Origin of the sequence: Streptomyces triticagri (genome assembly GCF_003429565.1) — a bacterium.
Lineage (GTDB): Bacteria > Actinomycetota > Actinomycetes > Streptomycetales > Streptomycetaceae > Streptomyces > Streptomyces triticagri.
In genome coordinates this window covers 21,942-39,123 of the sequence record NZ_QUAK01000079.1, presented here as the reverse complement: position 1 = coordinate 39,123, position 17,182 = coordinate 21,942, and the positions used below count along the sequence as shown (strand labels likewise).

At 72.1% G+C, this 17,182-nt stretch carries 22 protein-coding genes; 13 read left to right on the top strand and 9 right to left on the bottom strand.

Annotated features, from left to right (window positions below):
• Positions 1-128: 128 nt before the first annotated feature.
• The gene (locus tag DY218_RS14705; protein WP_199566732.1) at positions 129-1,613 is read left to right on the top strand and encodes an MFS transporter; all 1,485 of its coding nucleotides are present in this window, start codon (positions 129-131) and stop codon (positions 1,611-1,613) included.
• On the opposite strand, the gene DY218_RS14700 is transcribed toward DY218_RS14705, so the two are convergent.
• Positions 1,580-1,978 carry a hypothetical protein gene (locus tag DY218_RS14700; RefSeq protein WP_128556463.1) on the bottom strand — a complete coding sequence of 133 codons (399 nt, stop codon included), beginning with the start codon at positions 1,976-1,978 and terminating at the stop codon, positions 1,580-1,582. The genes DY218_RS14705 and DY218_RS14700 overlap by 34 nt on opposite strands.
• A gap of 146 nt (positions 1,979-2,124) precedes the next feature.
• Between DY218_RS14700 and DY218_RS14695 the strand changes: the two genes are divergently transcribed.
• From DY218_RS14695 to DY218_RS14680, 4 genes are read left to right on the top strand one after another with little or no spacing between them, the layout of a single operon-like run.
• Entirely contained in the window at positions 2,125-2,961 is an 837-nt protein-coding gene (locus DY218_RS14695; protein WP_128556462.1) for a helix-turn-helix domain-containing protein, read from the top strand.
• Positions 2,958-3,194, top strand: coding sequence for a DUF397 domain-containing protein (locus DY218_RS14690; RefSeq protein ID WP_128556461.1), 237 nt, complete (start codon positions 2,958-2,960; stop codon positions 3,192-3,194). Before DY218_RS14695 ends, DY218_RS14690 begins: the two co-directional genes overlap by 4 nt.
• Positions 3,195-3,207: 13 nt before the next feature.
• The gene (locus DY218_RS14685) at positions 3,208-3,600 is read left to right on the top strand and encodes a hypothetical protein (protein ID WP_128556460.1); all 393 of its coding nucleotides are present in this window, start codon (positions 3,208-3,210) and stop codon (positions 3,598-3,600) included.
• Between the two features lie 43 nt (positions 3,601-3,643).
• Positions 3,644-4,294 carry a class I SAM-dependent methyltransferase gene (locus DY218_RS14680; protein WP_128556459.1) on the top strand — a complete coding sequence of 217 codons (651 nt, stop codon included), beginning with the start codon at positions 3,644-3,646 and terminating at the stop codon, positions 4,292-4,294.
• On the opposite strand, the gene DY218_RS14675 is transcribed toward DY218_RS14680, so the two are convergent.
• Positions 4,291-5,094 (bottom strand): GNAT family N-acetyltransferase, encoded by an 804-nt coding sequence (locus DY218_RS14675; RefSeq protein ID WP_128556458.1) that lies wholly within the window; start codon positions 5,092-5,094, stop codon positions 4,291-4,293. The genes DY218_RS14680 and DY218_RS14675 overlap by 4 nt on opposite strands.
• 324 nt (positions 5,095-5,418) lie before the next feature.
• On the opposite strand from DY218_RS14675, the gene DY218_RS14670 reads away from it, so the two are divergent.
• On the top strand, positions 5,419-6,279 hold the full coding sequence (locus DY218_RS14670; protein ID WP_128556457.1) for a putative RNA methyltransferase: 861 nt from the start codon (positions 5,419-5,421) through the stop codon (positions 6,277-6,279).
• A 37-nt stretch (positions 6,280-6,316) separates the two neighbouring features.
• Here the strand turns inward: DY218_RS14670 and DY218_RS14665 are convergent, their stop codons facing one another.
• Positions 6,317-6,811, bottom strand: a complete 495-nt coding sequence (locus tag DY218_RS14665; RefSeq protein ID WP_407703624.1) for a winged helix-turn-helix transcriptional regulator — start codon at positions 6,809-6,811, stop codon at positions 6,317-6,319.
• A 182-nt stretch (positions 6,812-6,993) separates the two neighbouring features.
• Between DY218_RS14665 and DY218_RS14660 the strand changes: the two genes are divergently transcribed.
• From DY218_RS14660 to DY218_RS14650, 3 genes are all read left to right on the top strand, one after another.
• Positions 6,994-8,424, top strand: a complete 1,431-nt coding sequence (locus DY218_RS14660; RefSeq protein ID WP_233521604.1) for an MFS transporter — start codon at positions 6,994-6,996, stop codon at positions 8,422-8,424.
• Positions 8,425-8,490: 66 nt separating this feature from the next.
• On the top strand, positions 8,491-9,750 hold the full coding sequence (locus DY218_RS14655) for an amidohydrolase (protein WP_128556455.1): 1,260 nt from the start codon (positions 8,491-8,493) through the stop codon (positions 9,748-9,750).
• Positions 9,751-9,806: 56 nt separating this feature from the next.
• A complete protein-coding gene (locus DY218_RS14650) occupies positions 9,807-10,433 on the top strand; it encodes a histidine phosphatase family protein (protein ID WP_233521598.1) in 627 nt (208 codons plus the stop codon).
• A gap of 9 nt (positions 10,434-10,442) precedes the next feature.
• Here DY218_RS14650 and DY218_RS14645 read toward each other — a convergent pair whose 3' ends face one another.
• Together DY218_RS14645 and DY218_RS14640 are read right to left on the bottom strand one after the other, a co-directional pair.
• Positions 10,443-11,087 (bottom strand): response regulator, encoded by a 645-nt coding sequence (locus DY218_RS14645; RefSeq protein ID WP_128556453.1) that lies wholly within the window; start codon positions 11,085-11,087, stop codon positions 10,443-10,445.
• Positions 11,084-12,367, bottom strand: coding sequence for a sensor histidine kinase (locus DY218_RS14640; RefSeq protein ID WP_233521597.1), 1,284 nt, complete (start codon positions 12,365-12,367; stop codon positions 11,084-11,086). Before DY218_RS14640 ends, DY218_RS14645 begins: the two co-directional genes overlap by 4 nt.
• Before the next feature lie 259 nt (positions 12,368-12,626).
• On the opposite strand from DY218_RS14640, the gene DY218_RS14635 reads away from it, so the two are divergent.
• On the top strand, positions 12,627-13,418 hold the full coding sequence (locus DY218_RS14635; RefSeq protein ID WP_128556451.1) for a class I SAM-dependent methyltransferase: 792 nt from the start codon (positions 12,627-12,629) through the stop codon (positions 13,416-13,418).
• 33 nt (positions 13,419-13,451) lie between these two features.
• Here the strand turns inward: DY218_RS14635 and DY218_RS35115 are convergent, their stop codons facing one another.
• Positions 13,452-14,003 (bottom strand): CGNR zinc finger domain-containing protein, encoded by a 552-nt coding sequence (locus DY218_RS35115; RefSeq protein ID WP_233521596.1) that lies wholly within the window; start codon positions 14,001-14,003, stop codon positions 13,452-13,454.
• Positions 14,004-14,071: 68 nt separating this feature from the next.
• Between DY218_RS35115 and DY218_RS14625 the strand changes: the two genes are divergently transcribed.
• Positions 14,072-14,923, top strand: a complete 852-nt coding sequence (locus tag DY218_RS14625) for an AzlC family ABC transporter permease (protein ID WP_128556450.1) — start codon at positions 14,072-14,074, stop codon at positions 14,921-14,923.
• Positions 14,920-15,237 (top strand): AzlD domain-containing protein, encoded by a 318-nt coding sequence (locus DY218_RS34230; protein WP_158574036.1) that lies wholly within the window; start codon positions 14,920-14,922, stop codon positions 15,235-15,237. The genes DY218_RS14625 and DY218_RS34230 overlap by 4 nt, the downstream gene beginning before the upstream one ends.
• 23 nt (positions 15,238-15,260) lie before the next feature.
• Here the strand turns inward: DY218_RS34230 and DY218_RS14615 are convergent, their stop codons facing one another.
• The 3 genes from DY218_RS14615 to DY218_RS14605 form a co-directional block, all read right to left on the bottom strand.
• Positions 15,261-15,869 carry a GNAT family N-acetyltransferase gene (locus tag DY218_RS14615; protein ID WP_128556448.1) on the bottom strand — a complete coding sequence of 203 codons (609 nt, stop codon included), beginning with the start codon at positions 15,867-15,869 and terminating at the stop codon, positions 15,261-15,263.
• A gap of 5 nt (positions 15,870-15,874) precedes the next feature.
• On the bottom strand, positions 15,875-16,384 hold the full coding sequence (locus DY218_RS14610) for a DinB family protein (protein WP_128556447.1): 510 nt from the start codon (positions 16,382-16,384) through the stop codon (positions 15,875-15,877).
• 66 nt (positions 16,385-16,450) lie between these two features.
• Positions 16,451-16,894 carry a cupin domain-containing protein gene (locus tag DY218_RS14605; RefSeq protein WP_128556446.1) on the bottom strand — a complete coding sequence of 148 codons (444 nt, stop codon included), beginning with the start codon at positions 16,892-16,894 and terminating at the stop codon, positions 16,451-16,453.
• Between the two features lie 99 nt (positions 16,895-16,993).
• Here DY218_RS14605 and DY218_RS34225 point away from each other — a divergent pair, with 99 nt between their 5' ends.
• Positions 16,994-17,143, top strand: coding sequence for a hypothetical protein (locus tag DY218_RS34225; RefSeq protein WP_158574035.1), 150 nt, complete (start codon positions 16,994-16,996; stop codon positions 17,141-17,143).
• The last annotated feature ends 39 nt before the right edge of the window (positions 17,144-17,182 follow it).

Genomic DNA, 17,182 nt, shown 5'->3' with positions numbered 1-17,182 from the left:
GCGAGCAGCACCGCCGAGCAGACAGTCGTACGCAGTGCAGGCGGCCGTACGCCAAGCACACGGCCGTACGCCGAGCAGGCAGTTGTACGCTGAACACATCCCGCGCGCGGAAGGAGGTACGACGCCCCGTGCCCACGCCCACCCGCCGCCGGAACCTCCTCGTCCTGGCCATCTGCTGCATGTCGTTGCTGATCGTCAGCCTCGACACCACCGCCCTGAACGTGGCCCTCCCCGACATCCGCCGCGACCTCGACGCGCCCGTCTCCGGCCTGCAGTGGGTCATCGACGCGTACACCCTCGTACTCGCCGCCCTGCTCATGCTCTCCGGCGCGACCGCCGACCGCATCGGCCGCCGCCGCGTCTTCCGCTGGGGCCTCGCCGTCTTCGTCACCGGCTCCCTGCTCTGCAGCCTCGCCCCAGGCCTCGGCTGGCTCGTCGCGGCCCGAGCCCTGCAGGCCGTCGGCGGTTCGATGCTCAATCCGGTCGCCATGTCGATCATCACCAACACCTTCACCGACCCCCGCGAACGCGCCCGCGCCATCGGCGTCTGGGGCGGCGTCGTCGGCCTCAGCATGGCCGCGGGACCCGTGCTCGGCGGCCTGCTCGTGGACCTCAGCAGCTGGCGCGCGATCTTCTGGGTCAACGTCCCCATCGGCCTCGCCGCCCTCCTCCTCACCACCCGCTACGTCCCCGAGTCCCGCGCCCCGCGCGCCCGCCGCCCCGACCCCGTCGGCCAGCTCCTGATGATCGTCCTGCTCGTGTCGTTGACGTACGGGATCATCGAGAGCCCGCGCCACGGCCTCGCCTCCCCGCTCGTCCTCTCCTGCGCCACCCTCGCCCTGCTCGCCCTGATCGGCTTCCTGCACCACGCGGCACGGCACCCCGAACCCCTCATCGACCTGCGGTTCTTCCGCAGCGCGCCGTTCGCCGGGGCCACCGGTATCGCGGTCTGCGCCTTCGCAGGACTCGGCGGCTTCCTCTTCCTGACCTCCCTCCACCTGCAGGACGTACGCGGCATGGACGCCCTCGACGCGGGCCTCCACCTCCTCCCGATGGCAGCCATGACCCTGATCTTCGCGCCGCTCTCCGGCCGCATCGTCGGCTCCCGCGGCCCGCGCATCCCGCTGCTCGCCGCGGGTACGGGCATGACGGCGGCCGGCGTCCTCTTCGCCCTCACCGCATCCCCCGACCTGCACCTCGGCGTGCTCTTCACCGGCTACGTCCTCTTCGGCATCGGCTTCGGCCTGGTCAACGCCCCCATCACCAACACCGCCGTCTCCGGCATGCCCCGCGCCCAGGCGGGTGTCGCGGCCGCGGTCGCCTCCACCAGCCGCCAGATCGGCTCCTCGCTCGGGGTCGCCGTGGTGGGCGCGGTAATGGCCTCGGCGGCGGCCGGCAGCGGTTCGTACGAGGGCTTCGCGGACGCCGAGGGCACGGCCTGGTGGATCCTCGCGGGGTGCGGCGTCGCAGTGCTGCTACTCGGCGCGGTCACCTCGGGGCGGTGGGCACGGGGGACGGCGGAACGAACCGCACGACGCCTCATCGCCGAGGACGACGGCTCTCCGGGACCGCCTCAGTCTCAGCGGGCGAACAACGCGCTGCGCAAGAGCTGAGTGTGCACGAGGTCGCCGCCGCGTGGACGGTGTCGCCAACTCAGCGGCCACGTACAGCCGTTGAGAGCCGGCACGGGGATGTACGCGATACGGCCGGGGCCCGAGGTGAGGCGGGTGACGTCGGGTGGCCAGGGGCGGTAGGCCGTACTCGCCGGGGGCACGAGGAAATACACCGAACGCCGCCCGTTCGCCTCCTCGACGACCGGCCCCGGATCACCGGCAGTGAGCCTCGCAAGCCCGTCCGCGAGCGCGCGCCCGTCGTCCCCGTCCACCCGCACGGCATCGAACTGCACGCCGGCCTTACGGAGTTGAAACCCGCGCGCCGGCACCCAAGCGGGATACGGTCTGTCACTTTCCGTGTTCATGGGGTCAGTTTCCGCAGGTCGAGCTAGCGTTTTCCAGGGCTGCGGATCAACTGCGTCGGGTGGTTGAGGTGGACTGCGGCCTGGTTGTGACCGGTTGATTTCGGTTGAGTCAGAGTCGAGACCCGTCGAGCCCGGGGGTGACCGCAATGGCGCGGGCGCAGAACAAGCACACGGCAGGCGCCGGCACGCGTTACGTCGCGGGCATGGCCCGCAGACTCCGCACCGAACAGGGCCTGTCCCAACGCGAGTTGGGCGACCGCATCGGCTTCACGGCCGCCGCCGTAAGCGCGATGGAGACCTGCGCCCAACCGGCGAGCGACCAGATGCTTGTCGCCTTGGAGGAGGCGATCGGCGGGGGTCTCGGCATCTTCGAGTCTGCGCGGGAGTTCGTACGGCTGGACAGGTATCCGGCGCAGTTCAAGGACTACGCGTTGCTGGAGCAGAAGGCGGTCACGTTGTCGTCCTATGTCCCACTCGTAGTCGACGGCCTGTTCCAGACGGATGACTACGCTCAAGCTCTGATCGGCGGCGGATTTCCACCCCTCCCGGAGACACGAATCCGCGAACTCGTGGATGCTCGCATGGCACGCAAGGCTCTCTTCTCACGAACTCCGGTCGCACTCATCGAGCTCGTCCTTGAAGAGTCCGTACTTCGCCGCACCATCGGCGACAGCACGGTGATGCGCAATCAGCTCCACCAACTCATCGAATACGCCCAGCAGCGCAACGTCACCATCCAGGTGTTGCCCATCGACCGTGGCCGCCACGGCGAACACGCAGGCGTACGCGGGGAAATGAAGCTGGTCGAAACGCCGGGGCACGATCACCTGGTCTACCTGGAGCCCCAGGACGAAAGCTTGCTGATCAGCGACCCGGTAAAGGTCAGTACATACGCGCAGCGGTATGCAAAGATCCGCTCACAGGCACTGGACCCGTACGAATCCGTCCGGCTCATCGAGCAGTTGGCAGGAGAGCAGGCATGACGAGCACTCTGCGGTGGTTCAAGTCGAGCTACAGCGACAGCGGCGGAGCCGACTGCGTAGAGATCGCCTACGACTGGCGCAAGTCGAGTTACAGCAGCGACGCCGGAGGCGACTGCGTAGAGGTCGCAACCCACCCCACCACCATCCACATCCGCGACTCCAAGGCAGCCCCCACCGCACCCCACCTCTCGATCACCCCCACCACCTGGACCACGTTCCTCGAGAACCTCTAGGCGGACGGCCGACATGGAATCACTCGCCACGCTCCTGCGCTGGGCATTCCTGGGCACAGGACTCGCTCTCATGGCCGCCTTCGCCGTGACGGCTGTACGGAGGCGCCGCCGGACCGGCGAACCCTTCGGTGAACTCGTCGAGTTCATGGAACGTGAGTGGTTCAGCGCCGGCGCCGTGTTCTTCGCCATGGTCGTCGGGCTCGCGGGCTCATGGGCCGCCGCCCACACGGGCGGCACACGCACCTCCGTGGACGAATCCGCCGCGATCCTCTTCCCCTTGGGCATCGTCGCCGCGTTCACCGTATGCCGCATGACCCGCCACGACGGCACCCACAGCCTGTGGACGAAACTCGTGGCCCTGGTCGCCGCACCACTGGCACTCGGCACGGTCATGACCGGCTGGTAGAGGCCTCGGCTCCGGGAACAACCTCTGGTCTAGAGTCGCCCACGTGCCGGAGCCCTCCTTTCTGAACGCCGTACGCGAGTCGTACGACACGGTCGCCGCCGACTACCTCGAACGCGTCCCGGCGCCGGACGCGATGGATCCACTGTCACGGGCGATGCTCGCGGCGTTCGCCGAGCTCGTACGGACGGCCGGGGTGCGGCCGGTCGCGGACCTGGGATGCGGCCCCGGCCGGGTGACGGCTCACCTGGCCGGCCTTGGCGTGTCCGCCTTCGGCGTCGATCTGTCACCGAAGATGATCGCGCTGGCCCGGCGCGCATATCCGGATCTGCGGTTCACCGAGGGCTCGATGACCGCACTGCCGACGGGGGACGACGAGCTCGGCGGCATCCTGGCCTGGTACTCCACCCACCACACACCCCCACAGTGGCTGCCGGACGTGTTCGCCGAGTTCCACCGCACTCTCGCACCCGGCGGCCACCTGCTCTGGGGCGACTACGTCGGCGACGAACACCTGCAGCCCACCCACGGCTACGGCCGTCCGGTGACCTACGAGTCGTACCTCCTGCCCCTGGACCGCACGGTCCGTCTGCTGGAAGAGGCCGGCCTCGCAGTCACCGCAAGGCTGGAACTGGAGCCCGGTGGCCGGGCCGACAGACCCCGGGCCTGCCTCCTGGCCCGCAGGCCCGCAAACTAACCCGCCACCCGCCGCCCCTGCGCATCCGGCCGGCGGACACACGGAGTCGTGGTGGTCAGGAGTGTGAAACCGAGGCGCTGCAGGATGGGGCGGCTGTCGTCCGACGCGTCCACCTGGAGGTAGCGGTGGCCGAGGTCCGCCGCGAGGCGGGCGCGGTGGGCGACCAGGGCACGGTAGAGGCCCCGCCCTCGCCACGCGGCGACCGTGCCGCCACCCCACAGGCCCGCGAACTCCGTCCCCTCGTTCACCTCCATCCGCGCCGACGACACCGGCACATCACCGTCCATCGCCACGACCATGCTGAACGTCCCGGTGTCCGCGGCGAGTTGCTCGAGCAGCCGTCGCCGCAGCAGCGCACTGCTCGTACCGAAGGCCTGCTCATGGACCTCCGTCACGAGATCCACCCCGGCGGCGTCGGTCACCGGACGAAGGTGAATGCCCTCGGGCAGCGCGACCTCGGCGGCCTGGTCCGCCACCTCGGCCACCATCACCGCCTCCTCCGGTTCCGCCTCGAACCCGGCCGCCGCCAACCGCTTCCCCAGGTCCGCGGGCCGATCGTGCGCATACACCTTCCACTCGAACTCCCGGCCCAGCGCACCGAAGTACCGCACCTGCTCCGCGATCACCCGATCCGCAGAGGCTTCGTCGACGTCCGACCAGAGCACCCCGTTCCAATCGTGCGGCTCCCCGACCTGCCGTACGACCGCACCGTCCCGCTCCACCCGCGCACTGACGCTGTCCGCCCGCACATCCCGCCGCAGCTGCCGATCGAACAGCGCGAGCACATCGTCGTGATCCATCCCCCGACTCCAGCACGGTGCCGGCACCCGCACCATCGAGTTTCCCGCCCCCGCCGGCCCGCTCAGCCCCTGTGCCGTACGAAGTAGCCGTACAGGAAGGGCCCTCTTCGCGCTACGACGAGGAGTGTGCCGCGGGCCCGATCCCGGAGTCCTCGTCGCCGTACGATGCAGGTATGAGGAGTCCGCACTTTCAGGACGTGTGAGCGCGAAGGGTCGAGGGCGGTGCCGGGTGGCGTCGCCCTCCTCGGTGTGCCTGTTGAGCGTCGGTGAATCGTCGGGCGTGCAGGCACGGTCCCCTTCCCTCACCGTGGCCAGGAGTGCCTCATGTGTGCTGCATCGCCGTCGCTTTCCCCTGCCCTCGCGTCCTTCCTGGACGCACTGCACTGCCCCGTGTGCCGCGCCCGATTGCGCCCCGTCCGCGGCGCGCTGCGCTGCCCGGCGGGGCATACGTACGACATCGCGCGGCAGGGGTACGTGAGTCTCCTGACGGGCGCACGCGCGACGAGCGGTGACGACGCGGCGATGGTGGCGGCACGGGCGAGAGTGCTGGCCACCGGCAGGTACGAGCCCGTACGGCGGGAGTCGGTGCGGCTCGCGGCCGATGCGCCGGCCGGTGACGGCGGCGCGGTCGTGGAGGTCGGTTGCGGTACGGGCCACTACCTGCGCGGGGTACTCGAACAGCTGCCCGGCGCCCGCGGTCTGGGCCTGGACACCTCCGTGCGGGCGCTGCGTTCGGCGGCGCGGGCGCATGAGCGGGCGGCCGCGGCGAGTTGGGACGTGTACCGTCCGTTCCCGCTGGACGACCGGTCCGTGGACGTCGTCCTCGATGTGTTCGCACCGCGCAACCCGGCCGAGTTCCATCGCATCCTGCGCGCGTCCGGCCGGCTGATCGTCGTACGCCCCACCGACCGGCACCTGGCCGAACTACGCGCCCACGTACCCGAGATGGTGTCCGTCGAACCCGGCAAGGAACAGCGTCTCGCCCGGAGCCTGGGCCCCTACTTCACTCCCGTCGACACCCGGCACATCGAGTACACCACTCCCCTCACCCCTCAGCAGGCGGCCGACCTGATCGCCATGACCCCCAGCGCACACCACCTGAACCCGTCCACCCTGACCGGCCACCCCCACCTCCCCGACGAAACCACCATCTCCGCCCTGGCCACGTCCTACCTGCCCCGGTGAAGGGCGGGTGCAGGCAGCGGGGCGGCCGAGCCCGGACTCAGGGTGCCGTCGTCCCGACCCCGACCCCGCCCCCGACCGCCTCGTCGTACCTCGCCCGGGCCTCCGTGATCGCAGCGCGGTGGCGTTCCGCCCAGCCGACCAGGCCCGAGAGGGTCGCGTGCAGTTCATGGGCCATCGGCGTAAGGCTGTACTCGACCTTGGGCGGGACCGTGGGATACACGGTGCGGACCAGCAGGCCGTCGCGCTCGAGCCGGCGCAGGTTGAGAGTCAGCATGCGGCGGCTGATGCCCGCGATCGTGCGTTCCAGCTCCGTGAAGCGGATCGGCCCCTGCGCGGCCGCGACGATGATCCCGATGCTCCACTTCCCCGCGACGCGGTCGAGCACCTCGGTGAGCGGACACGCCTCGTGCGCGAACCGGTCGGACACCCGATCCATGACCTCGTCGGACGCCTGGCCGCTGACCTGGCCGGACGTCCGACCGCTGACCCGGCCGCTGACCTGGTCGGACACATCCGTGTGACTGCGTGACATGAAAGTGCCTCCTTCCGCTGCCGTCGATGGTTACAGAGCATGGCGCCTGTAACAAGTCGTGCCCCATGGCGAGAAGGAAGCCCCTCATGCCCAACCCTGCGACCGGTCGACCGCTCACCCCCTCCCCACCCGCGCACGGATCCCGTGGATTCGCCCTGGCCGTGCTCTGCTCCGGACAGCTGATGGTCATCCTCGACGGGACGATCGTCAGCGTGGCCCTGCCGTCCATCCAGGCCGACCTGGGGTTCTCGGCATCCGACCTGGCCTGGGTCGTCAACGCCTACCTCGTCCCCTTCGGCGGGCTGCTGCTGCTCGCCGGACGCTTCGGCGACCTGATCGGACGCAAGCGCGTCTTCGTCGCCGGGCTCACCCTCTTCACCGTCGCCTCGCTGCTCTGCGGGCTCGCCCAGGACCCGGCGACGCTGCTCGCCGCACGGTTCGTCCAGGGCGCCGGCGGCGCGGTGACCTCCGCCGTCACCCTCGGCATGGTGGTGACCCTCTTCCCGCAGCCGCGGGAACAGGCGAAGGCCATCGGCGTCTACAGCTTCGTCCAGTCCGCAGGAGGCTCGCTCGGGCTGCTCGCGGGCGGCGCGCTGACCCAGGCCGCCGGCTGGCACTGGATCTTCTTCGTCAACGTCCCGATCGGCGTCCTGGCGGTCCTCCTCGCCGCCCGCGTCCTGACCTCCGAGACCGGTGTCGGTCTGTCGAAGGGGACGGACGCCCCGGGCGCTCTGCTCGTCACGTCCGCGCTGATGCTCGGGGTCTACGCGATCGTCGAGACCGCGAGCCACGGCTGGGGCTCCGCCCACACCCTCGGCTTCGGCGGCGTCGCGCTCGCCCTGCTCCTCGCGTTCGTCGTACGACAGGCCACCGCGGCCCGGCCGCTGGTGCCGCTGCGGGTGTTCCGGGCGCGCAATGTGACGGGGGCGCTCGGTGTGCAGGTGCTGCTGGTGGCGGCGATGTTCAGCTTCCAGTTCCTGTGCGTGCTGTATCTGCAGCGGGTGCTGGGCTTCGACGAACTGCGCACCGGGCTCGGCGTCTTCCCGGTCTCCCTCGCGATCGGTGCGCTCTCGCTCGGCGGCGCGCCCCGGCTCATCGCCCGCTTCGGGCCACGGGCCGTACTGCTTCCGGGGCTCGCCCTGATCTCCGCGGGGCTCGCCGCGCTCGGCCGGGTGCCGGCCGGCGGGAGCTACCCGGTGGACGTACTGCCCGCACTGGTGTCGCTCGGTGTCGGCTTCGGCCTGGCGATGCCGGCCCTGGCCACGCTCGCGATGTCCACGGCGACTCCCGAGGACTCGGGGCTCGCCTCCGGGATGTTCAACACCACGCAGCAGGTCGGCGGCGCCTTCGGCCTCGCGGTGCTCAGCACCCTCGCGGTCGCCCGTACGGACGCGCTGCTCGCGGGCGGTACGGGTGAGGCCGCCGCGCTCACCGGTGGCTATCAGCTGGCGTTCCGGTGCGCGGCGGGACTGGTCGCGGCCGGGATCCTGCTCGCGGCGGCCGTGCTGCGGTCTCCCGGCGCAGGGCGGTCTCCCGGCGCAGGGCGGTCTCCCGGCGCAGGGCGGTCGCCGGGCGTACGGCGGTCCCGCGGCACTGTCGTACCCCGGGGATAGAGTGCCCGCACCGGACCATGATCGGAGCAGGGGCGGGCCGGGACGGCACCACGAAAGGGCAGGCCGATGGCGCAGTCGGTGATCGCGGGACTCGACGAACTGCGGGACGAGCTGGGCGAGTTCTACCGCGATCTGCACCGGCACCCCGAGCTGTCGCTGCAGGAGACGCGGACCGCGGGCCTGCTCGCCGGGCGGCTGCGCGACGCCGGGTGCGACGAGGTCGCGGAGGGCGTCGGCGGGACGGGCGTGGTCGGCGTGCTGCGCAACGGCACCGGTCCGGTCGTGATGCTCCGCGCCGATTTCGACGCGCTGCCGGTGGAGGAGAAGACGGGGCTGCCGTACGCGAGCACGGCGCGGGCCACGGACCAGGACGGCCGCGAGGTGCCCGTGATGCATGCGTGCGGGCACGACATGCACGCGGCCTGTCTGGTCGGGGCGGCGACGCTGTTCGCGCGGGCGCGGGAGGCCTGGGCGGGGACGCTGCTCCTGGTGTTCCAGCCGGCGGAGGAGCTCGGCGTGGGGGCGCGGGGCATGATCGACGACGGGCTCTTCGAGCGCTTCGAGAAGCCGGAGATCGTGCTCGGCCAGCATGTGGGGCCGCTGCCCGCGGGCTTCGTCGCATACGGCAAGGGCCCGGTGATGGCGGCCGCGGACTCGCTCGAGGTCACCCTGTACGGCCGCGGCGGCCACGGGTCACGGCCCGAGTCGACCGTCGACCCCGTACTGATGGCGGCGAATGTCGTCACCCGGTTGCAGGGCGTCGTCGCCCGCGAGGTCCCGCCGTCCGAGGCCGCCGTGGTGACGGTGGGCCGGCTGCAGGCGGGCACGAAGGACAACATCATCCCGGACACGGCGGAGCTCGGGATCAACATCCGTTCGTACACACCGCGGACGCGCGATCTGGTGCGCGCCGCGATCGAGCGGATCGTGCGCGCGGAGGCGGCGGCCAGCGGGGCCGAGCGGGAGCCGGACGTCCGGTGGCACGGGGCCACACCCGCGCTGGTGAGCGAGCCCGAGGCCACCGGGTCCGTGATCGCCGCGCTGACCGAGCACTTCGGCGAGACCCGTATCCAACCGCTCCCGCCGGTCAACGCCAGTGAGGACGTGGGGGTGTTCGGCGACGAGCTGCAGGTGCCGACCGTCTTCTGGTTCTGGGGCGGGCTCGAGGCGGAGCCCACCATCACCGCTTTTCTGGAGGGGCGCGCGGACCAACTGCCCGGCAATCACTCGCCGTTCTTCGCCCCGGTCGTCGAGCCGACGCTCAGTACGGGGGTGGAGGCGCTGGTGATCGCGGCGACGCACTGCCTCGCGGGTCTCCGACCCTGATGCCGGGCACGGATTCAGATGCAGATACGCGTACGGATTCGGACACGGTCAGGGGCATGGCGGACCGCTATCTCTACGTCGTCCGGCACGGCGAGGCCGAGCCGGACGGGAACGGGCTGACCGCGCTCGGCCGCCGCCAGGCCGAACTCCTCGGGGAGCGGCTGCGGGACGTGCCGCTCACGGCCGTCCATCACGGACCACTGCCCCGGGCCCGCCAGACCGCCGCCCGGGCGGTGGCGGCCCGGACCGCCACCGTGCCCGTACACGAATCGGAGGCGGCCGGCGACTACGTCCCGCACCTCCCCGAGCGGTCCGAACTGCCCCCGCAGTCCGCCGACTTGTTCCTCCGCTTCATCGCCGGCACCACGGAGGAGGAAAGGGAACGGGGCCCCGGCCTCGCCCGCAGCGCTCTCGACCTGTTCACCGGTCCGGTGGCGGGCGACACCGACCGCCACGAGCTGCTCGTCACCCACAACTTCCTCGCCGCCTGGCTCGTACGGGACGCCATGTGCGCGCCCGACTGGCGCTGGCTCGGCCTGAATCTCTGCAACGCCGCGCTCACGGTGATCCGTTACGCACCCGACCGCCCGGCCGGCGTCCTCACCCTCAACGACATGGCGCACCTGCCCGCCGAGCTCCGCTGGACCGGCTTTCCGCCCGAGCTGCGGGCCCCCGGCATCTAGGACACCGGCCTACGGCAGCAGGCGGTGGCGGGCCGCTGCCGCCACCGCGCCCGAGCGGGTGTGCACGCCCAACTTGGCGTAGACGCGGCCGAGATGGGTCTTGACCGTGCCCTCGCTGAGGAACAGGGCGCGGGCGATCTCGCGGTTGCCGAGCCCCTCGGCGAGACGGGCGAGGATCTCGCGCTCGCGCGGAGTGAGCGCGGGTCCGGGGGCGCGCAGCCGCGAGACCACGCGATCGGCCACCGATCCGGACAGCGCGGTACGGCCCGAGGCCGCGTCCCGTACGGCCGCGAAGAGGCGCTCCGGCGGCTCGGCCTTGAGGAGGTAGCCGGTGGCGCCCGCGGCGACGGCGCGCTCGATGTCGGCGTCGGTGTCGAACATGGTGAGGACGAGGACCTGCGGCGGCGGATCGCCGGCGGGCGACGCGTCGGACGAGGTCAGCCGGCGGGTGGCGGTGACACCGTCCATGCCGGTGCCCAGCTGCAGATCCATGAGCACCACGTCCGGCCGCAGCGCCGCGGCCATGTCGAGGGCCTCCTCGCCGCTGCCGGCCTCGCCGACGACCTCGATGCCCTCGGTGCTGGCGAGCAGCGCGCGCAGCCCGGCCCGTACGACGGCGTGGTCGTCACAGAGCAGTACGCGTACGGCGGTCACTTCAGTCCTCCCCCGACGACGCCTGCGGCGGATCCGGCGGACCCGGCGCCGTACGGCACCGACATCGACACCACCGTCCCCTCGCCCGGCGCCGAGTCGACCGTGAGGGTGCCGCCCGCCTGCCGGGCCCGGGTCCGCATGCCGCGCAGTCCGTGCCCGCGGCCCGCCGCGCGGCCGCGGCGGACCGGCCTGGCGAGGTCGAATCCGCGTCCGTCGTCGGCGATGTCCACGGTGGTCCGGTCCTCCAGGCAGGTCAGGGTGACGACGGCGCGGGCCGCCCCGGCATGCTCCCGCGCATTGGCCAGCGCCTGCTGGGTGACCCGCAGCAGCGCCGTCTCGACCGGTCCCGGCAGCGTACCCACGACGCCGGGCTCGGCGTCCAGACGGAACTCGACGGCCGGGCCGGGGCCCGCGTCGTCCCGTTCGGCGAGCGCGCGCAGGGCCTGGACGAGGGAGTCGTCGGCGAGGTCGAGCGGGGTGAGGTCGCGGACGAACCTGCGGACCTCGGCGAGCCCGCGGTCCGCGGTCGCGGCGGCGTCCCTGACGTGCGCGTGCGCGGTGTCCGGGTCGGTCTGCCAGTGCCGTTCCGCGGCCTGCAGCAGCATCTGCTGGCTGGACAGGCTCTGCGCAAGGATGTCGTGGACCTCCGCGGAGAGGCGCTGGCGCTCGGCGAGGATGCCGGCATGGCGTTCGGTGGCGGCCAGTTCGCCGCGGGCGCGCACCAGGTCGTCGATGAGTCCGCGCTGGCGGCCGGTCAGGCGCCGCAGATGGACGAGTACGGCCGTGGCGACCGCGGCGAGGGCCACCGGGGCGATCACCAGATTCGGGTTGAACTCACCCGTGGAGATCCGTATCTCGGACACGACGACGAGCAGGACCAGGCCGGCCGCGAGGGACATCGCCATCCGCACCGGCAGCCGGTGCAGCCCGGTGAAGAGGACGGGCATGGTGCACCAGGTGGCGCTCGGTTCCAGCGCAAGGAGCAGGAGCCAGAGGCCGAGCACCGCGGCGAGCCAGCAGAGGTGGCGGGTGGTCGGGCGTTCACCGACCCGTGGCGCGGGGGCGGTGAGGCGGCCGAGCAGGTGGACGGCGCCGAAGAGGAGGAAGAGGGCGAGGACCCAGCCGGTGTGCGCGCCGTCCGCGGGGCCGTGGGTCAGGAGCCGGGCGACGGCGCCGCCGAGGAGCAGGACGAAGGCGGCGTCGAGGGCCGCGGTGAGCCAGCGCGCGTCGGGGTCGAATGCGGTGCGGTCCCGTACTGCGGCTCTGTCCCCTACCACCACGTCGCCCTCGCCACCTCGCTCATCGCCGGCCGGCGGCCGCGTACCGGCAGCGTCTCCCGCTCCAGTACCCGTACCCGCTCCCGCTCCGTCACGTATACAAGCGCGCTCCATGCCGTACATCATCCGATCGGCCTGGATCGGCATGACCCGGCGGGGCCGTCCGGAGAGGCCGGCCACCGGACGTGCGGGGCCGTCCGCGCCATGAGACTTCTGGACACACGGCCCCTGAGACACGGCCCCTACGGAGATCGAGCCCGCCATGACCGAGAAGCTCACCGCCAACCGCGCCTCGTTCGCGCACCGCGTGACGTACGCCCTGCGCAACCCCGGCCGGGTGCCGCGGCATCTGCGCCGCACCGCCCGCGACGCCTGGCTGCGGCACCGCTCGCCGGACCACGTCTCGTACTACCGGGCGGTGATGCGCTCGGACACCCGGCGTGACCCCGACCTGGCCGTGGGCGGCCGCAGCCGGGAGCGCTGGCTGGCGCTCGGCGAGATGCAGTTCGACTACCTGGTCGGCCACGGGCTCCGGCCCGAGCACCGGCTCCTGGAGATCGGCTGCGGCAATCTGCGGGCGGGCTGGCGGTTCATCGAGTACCTGGATCCGGGGCACTACTACGGGGTCGACATCTCCCCCGACATCCTCTTCGCAGCGCAGGACACGCTCCGTGACCAGGGCCTGCAGGAGCGGCTGCCGACGCTGACGCCGGTGCGGGATCTGCGGCTGCAGTTCCTGCCGGACGGTGCGTTCGACGTCGTCCACGCGCACAGTGTCTTCTCGCACTCGCCGCTGTCGGTGATCGAGGAGTGCTTCGCGCACATAGGCCGCGTCCTTGCGCCCGGCGGCTGGTTCGACTTCACCTTCGACCGCACCGAGGGCGAGGAACACCACGTACTGCACGAGGACTTCTACTACCGCACCGAGACCCTCACCGCACTCGCCGACCGGCACGGCCTGACGGCCCGCTTCATGGACGACTGGGAGGCGCTCCCGCACGGCCAGTCCAAGATCCGCATCACGCACGGGGGCGGGGACGGCGCGACGGCGTAACGGCTCAACGGCTCAACGGCGCCTGATTCAGGTTCAGTTCGCGGCCGCCTGCCGCGTGCGCTCGTAGTGGCGGCGGGCGCGGTCCCGATTGCCGCAGTCGCCCGAACTGCACCAGCGCCGGGCGCCGTTGCGACTGCGGTCCAGGAAGAACCAGCCGCAGCCCGGCCCCGCACAGCGGCGCACCCGGCCGAGCGCCGCCGCGTCCGCGAGCAACTCCTCGGCCTTCAGGGTCAGTTCGTCACACACGTTCGCAGCGACCGGGTGCAGCGGGAAATCGTGGCTGAGCGCCGACCGCTCGCGGGCGGTGAGGGCGGTGGCCCGCCACCTCTCCCGTACGGGAGGTGCGGGCGCGGTGGCGTCGACGTATGCGTCCAGGAGCGCCGCGAGCAGCTCGCGCAGGGCGCGCAGTGACGCGCCGTCGGGGAGGGCCGTGGCGCCGAGCCCGGCATCGGCGGCCCAGCGGGTCCAGGCCGCTTCGTCCGGTACGCGGTCGGCCCGGCGGCCGTCGTCGGTGCGCCAGGCGACGGTGTTCACGAAGTCGAGGACGGGGTGGCCCGCGATGTGCGAGGGCTCGATGTGGGTCACGGATCCAGCGTAACGCCGCGATACTGTTTCTAACAATCTAAATAGCTTTAGCTTGTTAGAATGAAGTGATGGACACCGTCACACAGCCACCCGGGCCCGGACGACCACGCGGACCCGGACAACCACGCGGGCGTACCCGGCCTCACGGACGAGGCGACGCCGCGCACGACGGCTTCCGGTCCGGGCTCAGGACGGGTGCCGGGCTCGCGGCCGCCGCGTTCCTGCTCGCCGTCAGCTTCGGCGCGCTCACCCAGGCGCAGGGCTGGGGTCCGATCGCGCCCGTGGTCTGTTCACTGGTGGTCTTCTCGGGCTCCGCCCAGTTCGCGATGGTGGCCACGCTCGGCGCGGGCGGCGGCGCGCTCGCCGCCGTCGTCGCGGCCGCCCTGGTGAACGTCCGCTACGTCCCCATGGGCATAGCCGTCGCCCGCGACCTGCGCGGCGGACGGCTGCGCCGGGCGCTGGAGGGGCAGGCGGTGGTGGACGGCTCATGGGCGGCGGCCCATCTCGGCGGCGGCCGTTTCGACCGGCGGCTGCTCTTCGGGGCCTCGCTCGTGCAGTGGCCGTCCTGGGTCGTGGGCACGGCCGTCGGCACCGCGGCCGCCCCCGATCCGGACCTGCTGCACACCCTCGGCCTCGATGCGCTCACGCCCGCACTGTTCGCCGTACTGCTGCTCGACGAGCTGACCCGCGGCCGGCAGGCATGGCTGTCCGCCGGTGTCGGTGCGGGGGTCGCGGGCGCCCTGATCGCCGTCGTACCGGCAGGACCGGCGCTGGTGGCGGGTGCGGGAGCGGCCGCCCTGGTGGCTCTCGTACGCGACAGGCGGGGCGAGGGCCGCGCAGACAAGGACCGGAACGGCGACCGCAGAGACCACGGCGACCACGGCGACCACGGCGACCACAAGGAGGCGACCCTACGATGAGCGCACTGCAGATATGGGGCGCCGTCGCAGCCGTGGCGCTGCTCGGCTTCGCCCTCAAGGGCATCGGCCCGCTGGCCTTCGGCGGCCGCGAACTCCCGCCCCGTGCCCGCCTGGTGCTCGCCATGCTGGCGCCGGCCCTGCTCGCCGGATTCGTGGCGATCGAGCTGGCCGGCCCGGGGTGGTCAAAGGCCGATGCGACCGTGGGCGCGGGCGTCGCGGCCGGGGTCGGCCTGCGACTGCTCAGGGCGCCCCTGCCGCTGGTGATGCTGGGGGCGGCGGTGGCAACGGGCCTGCTGAGGTGGGGACTTGCCTGAGCGGCGGCCACGCACCGGTCATGTCAGGGACGCCGCTCGCCGGCGCCCGGCCCCAGCTCCTTCACCATCACACGCTCCCGCGTCACACCGTCGGGCAGCAGATCCCCGACCTCGTCCGTGACGGCGAAACCGTGCCGCCGGTACAGCGCCGCCGCCGCGTCGTTGTCCGGCAGTACGGCAAGCCGCAGCGTCGCGGCGCCGGATGCGCGGGCCCAGTCCTCGACGGAGGCGATCAGGCGGTCGCCGACACCGCGGCCCCGGGCGCGCGGATCGACCCAGAGCGAACGGAGTTCGCGGACGCCGCCACTGCCGGGCATACCGGCGGCCATTCCGGCGAGCCGGCCGTCCACCAGGGCGACGACATTGTGCGCATCGGGCATCGCAAGGCGCTCACGCCAGCGGTCCTCGCCGCCGTGCGGCCAGTCCTGGAGACGGGCCTTGAAGGCGTGCGGCGCCTCGGCGAGCGCCGTCAGGCGGGCCTCCCGCCACAACGGCCAGTCGGCCTCGCCGAGTACGCGAAGGCGTACCGGAGCGGTGGGGCTCGGGGCCGTGGGACCCGAAGCCGTGGGCCCCGGACCCGCACCCGCACCCGCACCCGCACCCGCACCCGGAGCACGATGCGCATCCGACATCGGCGTCACGCCCCCTTCGTACCGTCGGCCAGCTCGCGCAGGATGTCCAAGTGGCCGTTGTGCCGGGCGGTTTCCTCGATCAGATGGTGCAGGATCCAGCCGAGCGTCACATGTGCGCCGGCACGGATCGGCCGTTGCGCGGTCGCGCTCAGATCCGTGCCGGCGACGAGCCTGTCATGGCGCGCGGACTCGGTCTCGTACGCGGCGATCACCTTCCCGAGCGGCGTCCGCGCACCGAGGCGCATCTCGCGGTCGGGGTCGTCCTCGGTCCAGGGGCCCTGATCCGCACCGCCGAGGAAGATCACGTCGAACCACCAGTACTCGACCCAGCGCAGGTGGTTGACGATCCCGCCCACCGTCATCAGGGGCGAGGAGGGCAGCGGGGCGGCGGCCGCGTCCTCGGCGGAGATGCCCTCGCACTTGGCGACCGCGGTGGCCCGCGCATAGCCGAGCATCGTGGTCAGCAGGGAGCGCTCGTCGAAGGCGGCGGGCAGATCGGTACGCGGATCGGGCATCCGGCGATGATGGCACCACCCTCCCGGCCGGGGACAACGAATATCCCGTCGACCCGGTGTACGGAATCACTCCTCCAGGAGCCGGAAGTCCTCGAACGAGAAGCCCGGCGACACGATGCAGCTGACGAGCACCTCCTCGTCCCGGGCCGGCTCCGCCCGCTGCCAGACACCCGGCGGCACGACGGCCTGCACCACCTGCCCCCGTACGAGATCCGGCCCGAGCACCACCCTGCTCGGCCCGTCGCCCGGCGCCTCGCCGGAACCGCCCAACTCCAGGTGCAGCGGCCCTCCGCTGTGCCACAGCCAGAGCTCCGCGGAGCGCACCGTGTGCCATCGCGACTGCTCGCCGGGCGCGAGCAGGAAGTGGATGGCCGTGGCACTCGGCCGAGTGCCCGGATAACCCTCGGGCCGCACGACGACATCACTGCGCCAGGTCTCCCGGTACCAGCCGCCCTCGGGATGCGGTTCAAGCCCCAGGAGCCGTGCCGTCTCCGGCCGTTCAGCGCTCATCGGGTCCCCTCCGTCCGCCGGTCGAAGGCGCGCAGTGCGTGGTCGACAGGAACTACTTCTACACCTCGCCGAAGCGCCCCTGGCATCACGCAGGCCAAGGTGTCGCAGATCGAACTCTCGGGCGCCACACCGACCGCCCCGCTCCTGGAGAAGCTCTCGATCGGGCTCAGCGCGGAGATCACGGTCACCTTCCACCCCGAGCACGAGTACAAGATCAGTCTGGCTCCTTACACCGCCGGCGCCGCCTGACACTCATACCGCCTTGGGGTGACCACGGACCCGCGGTCA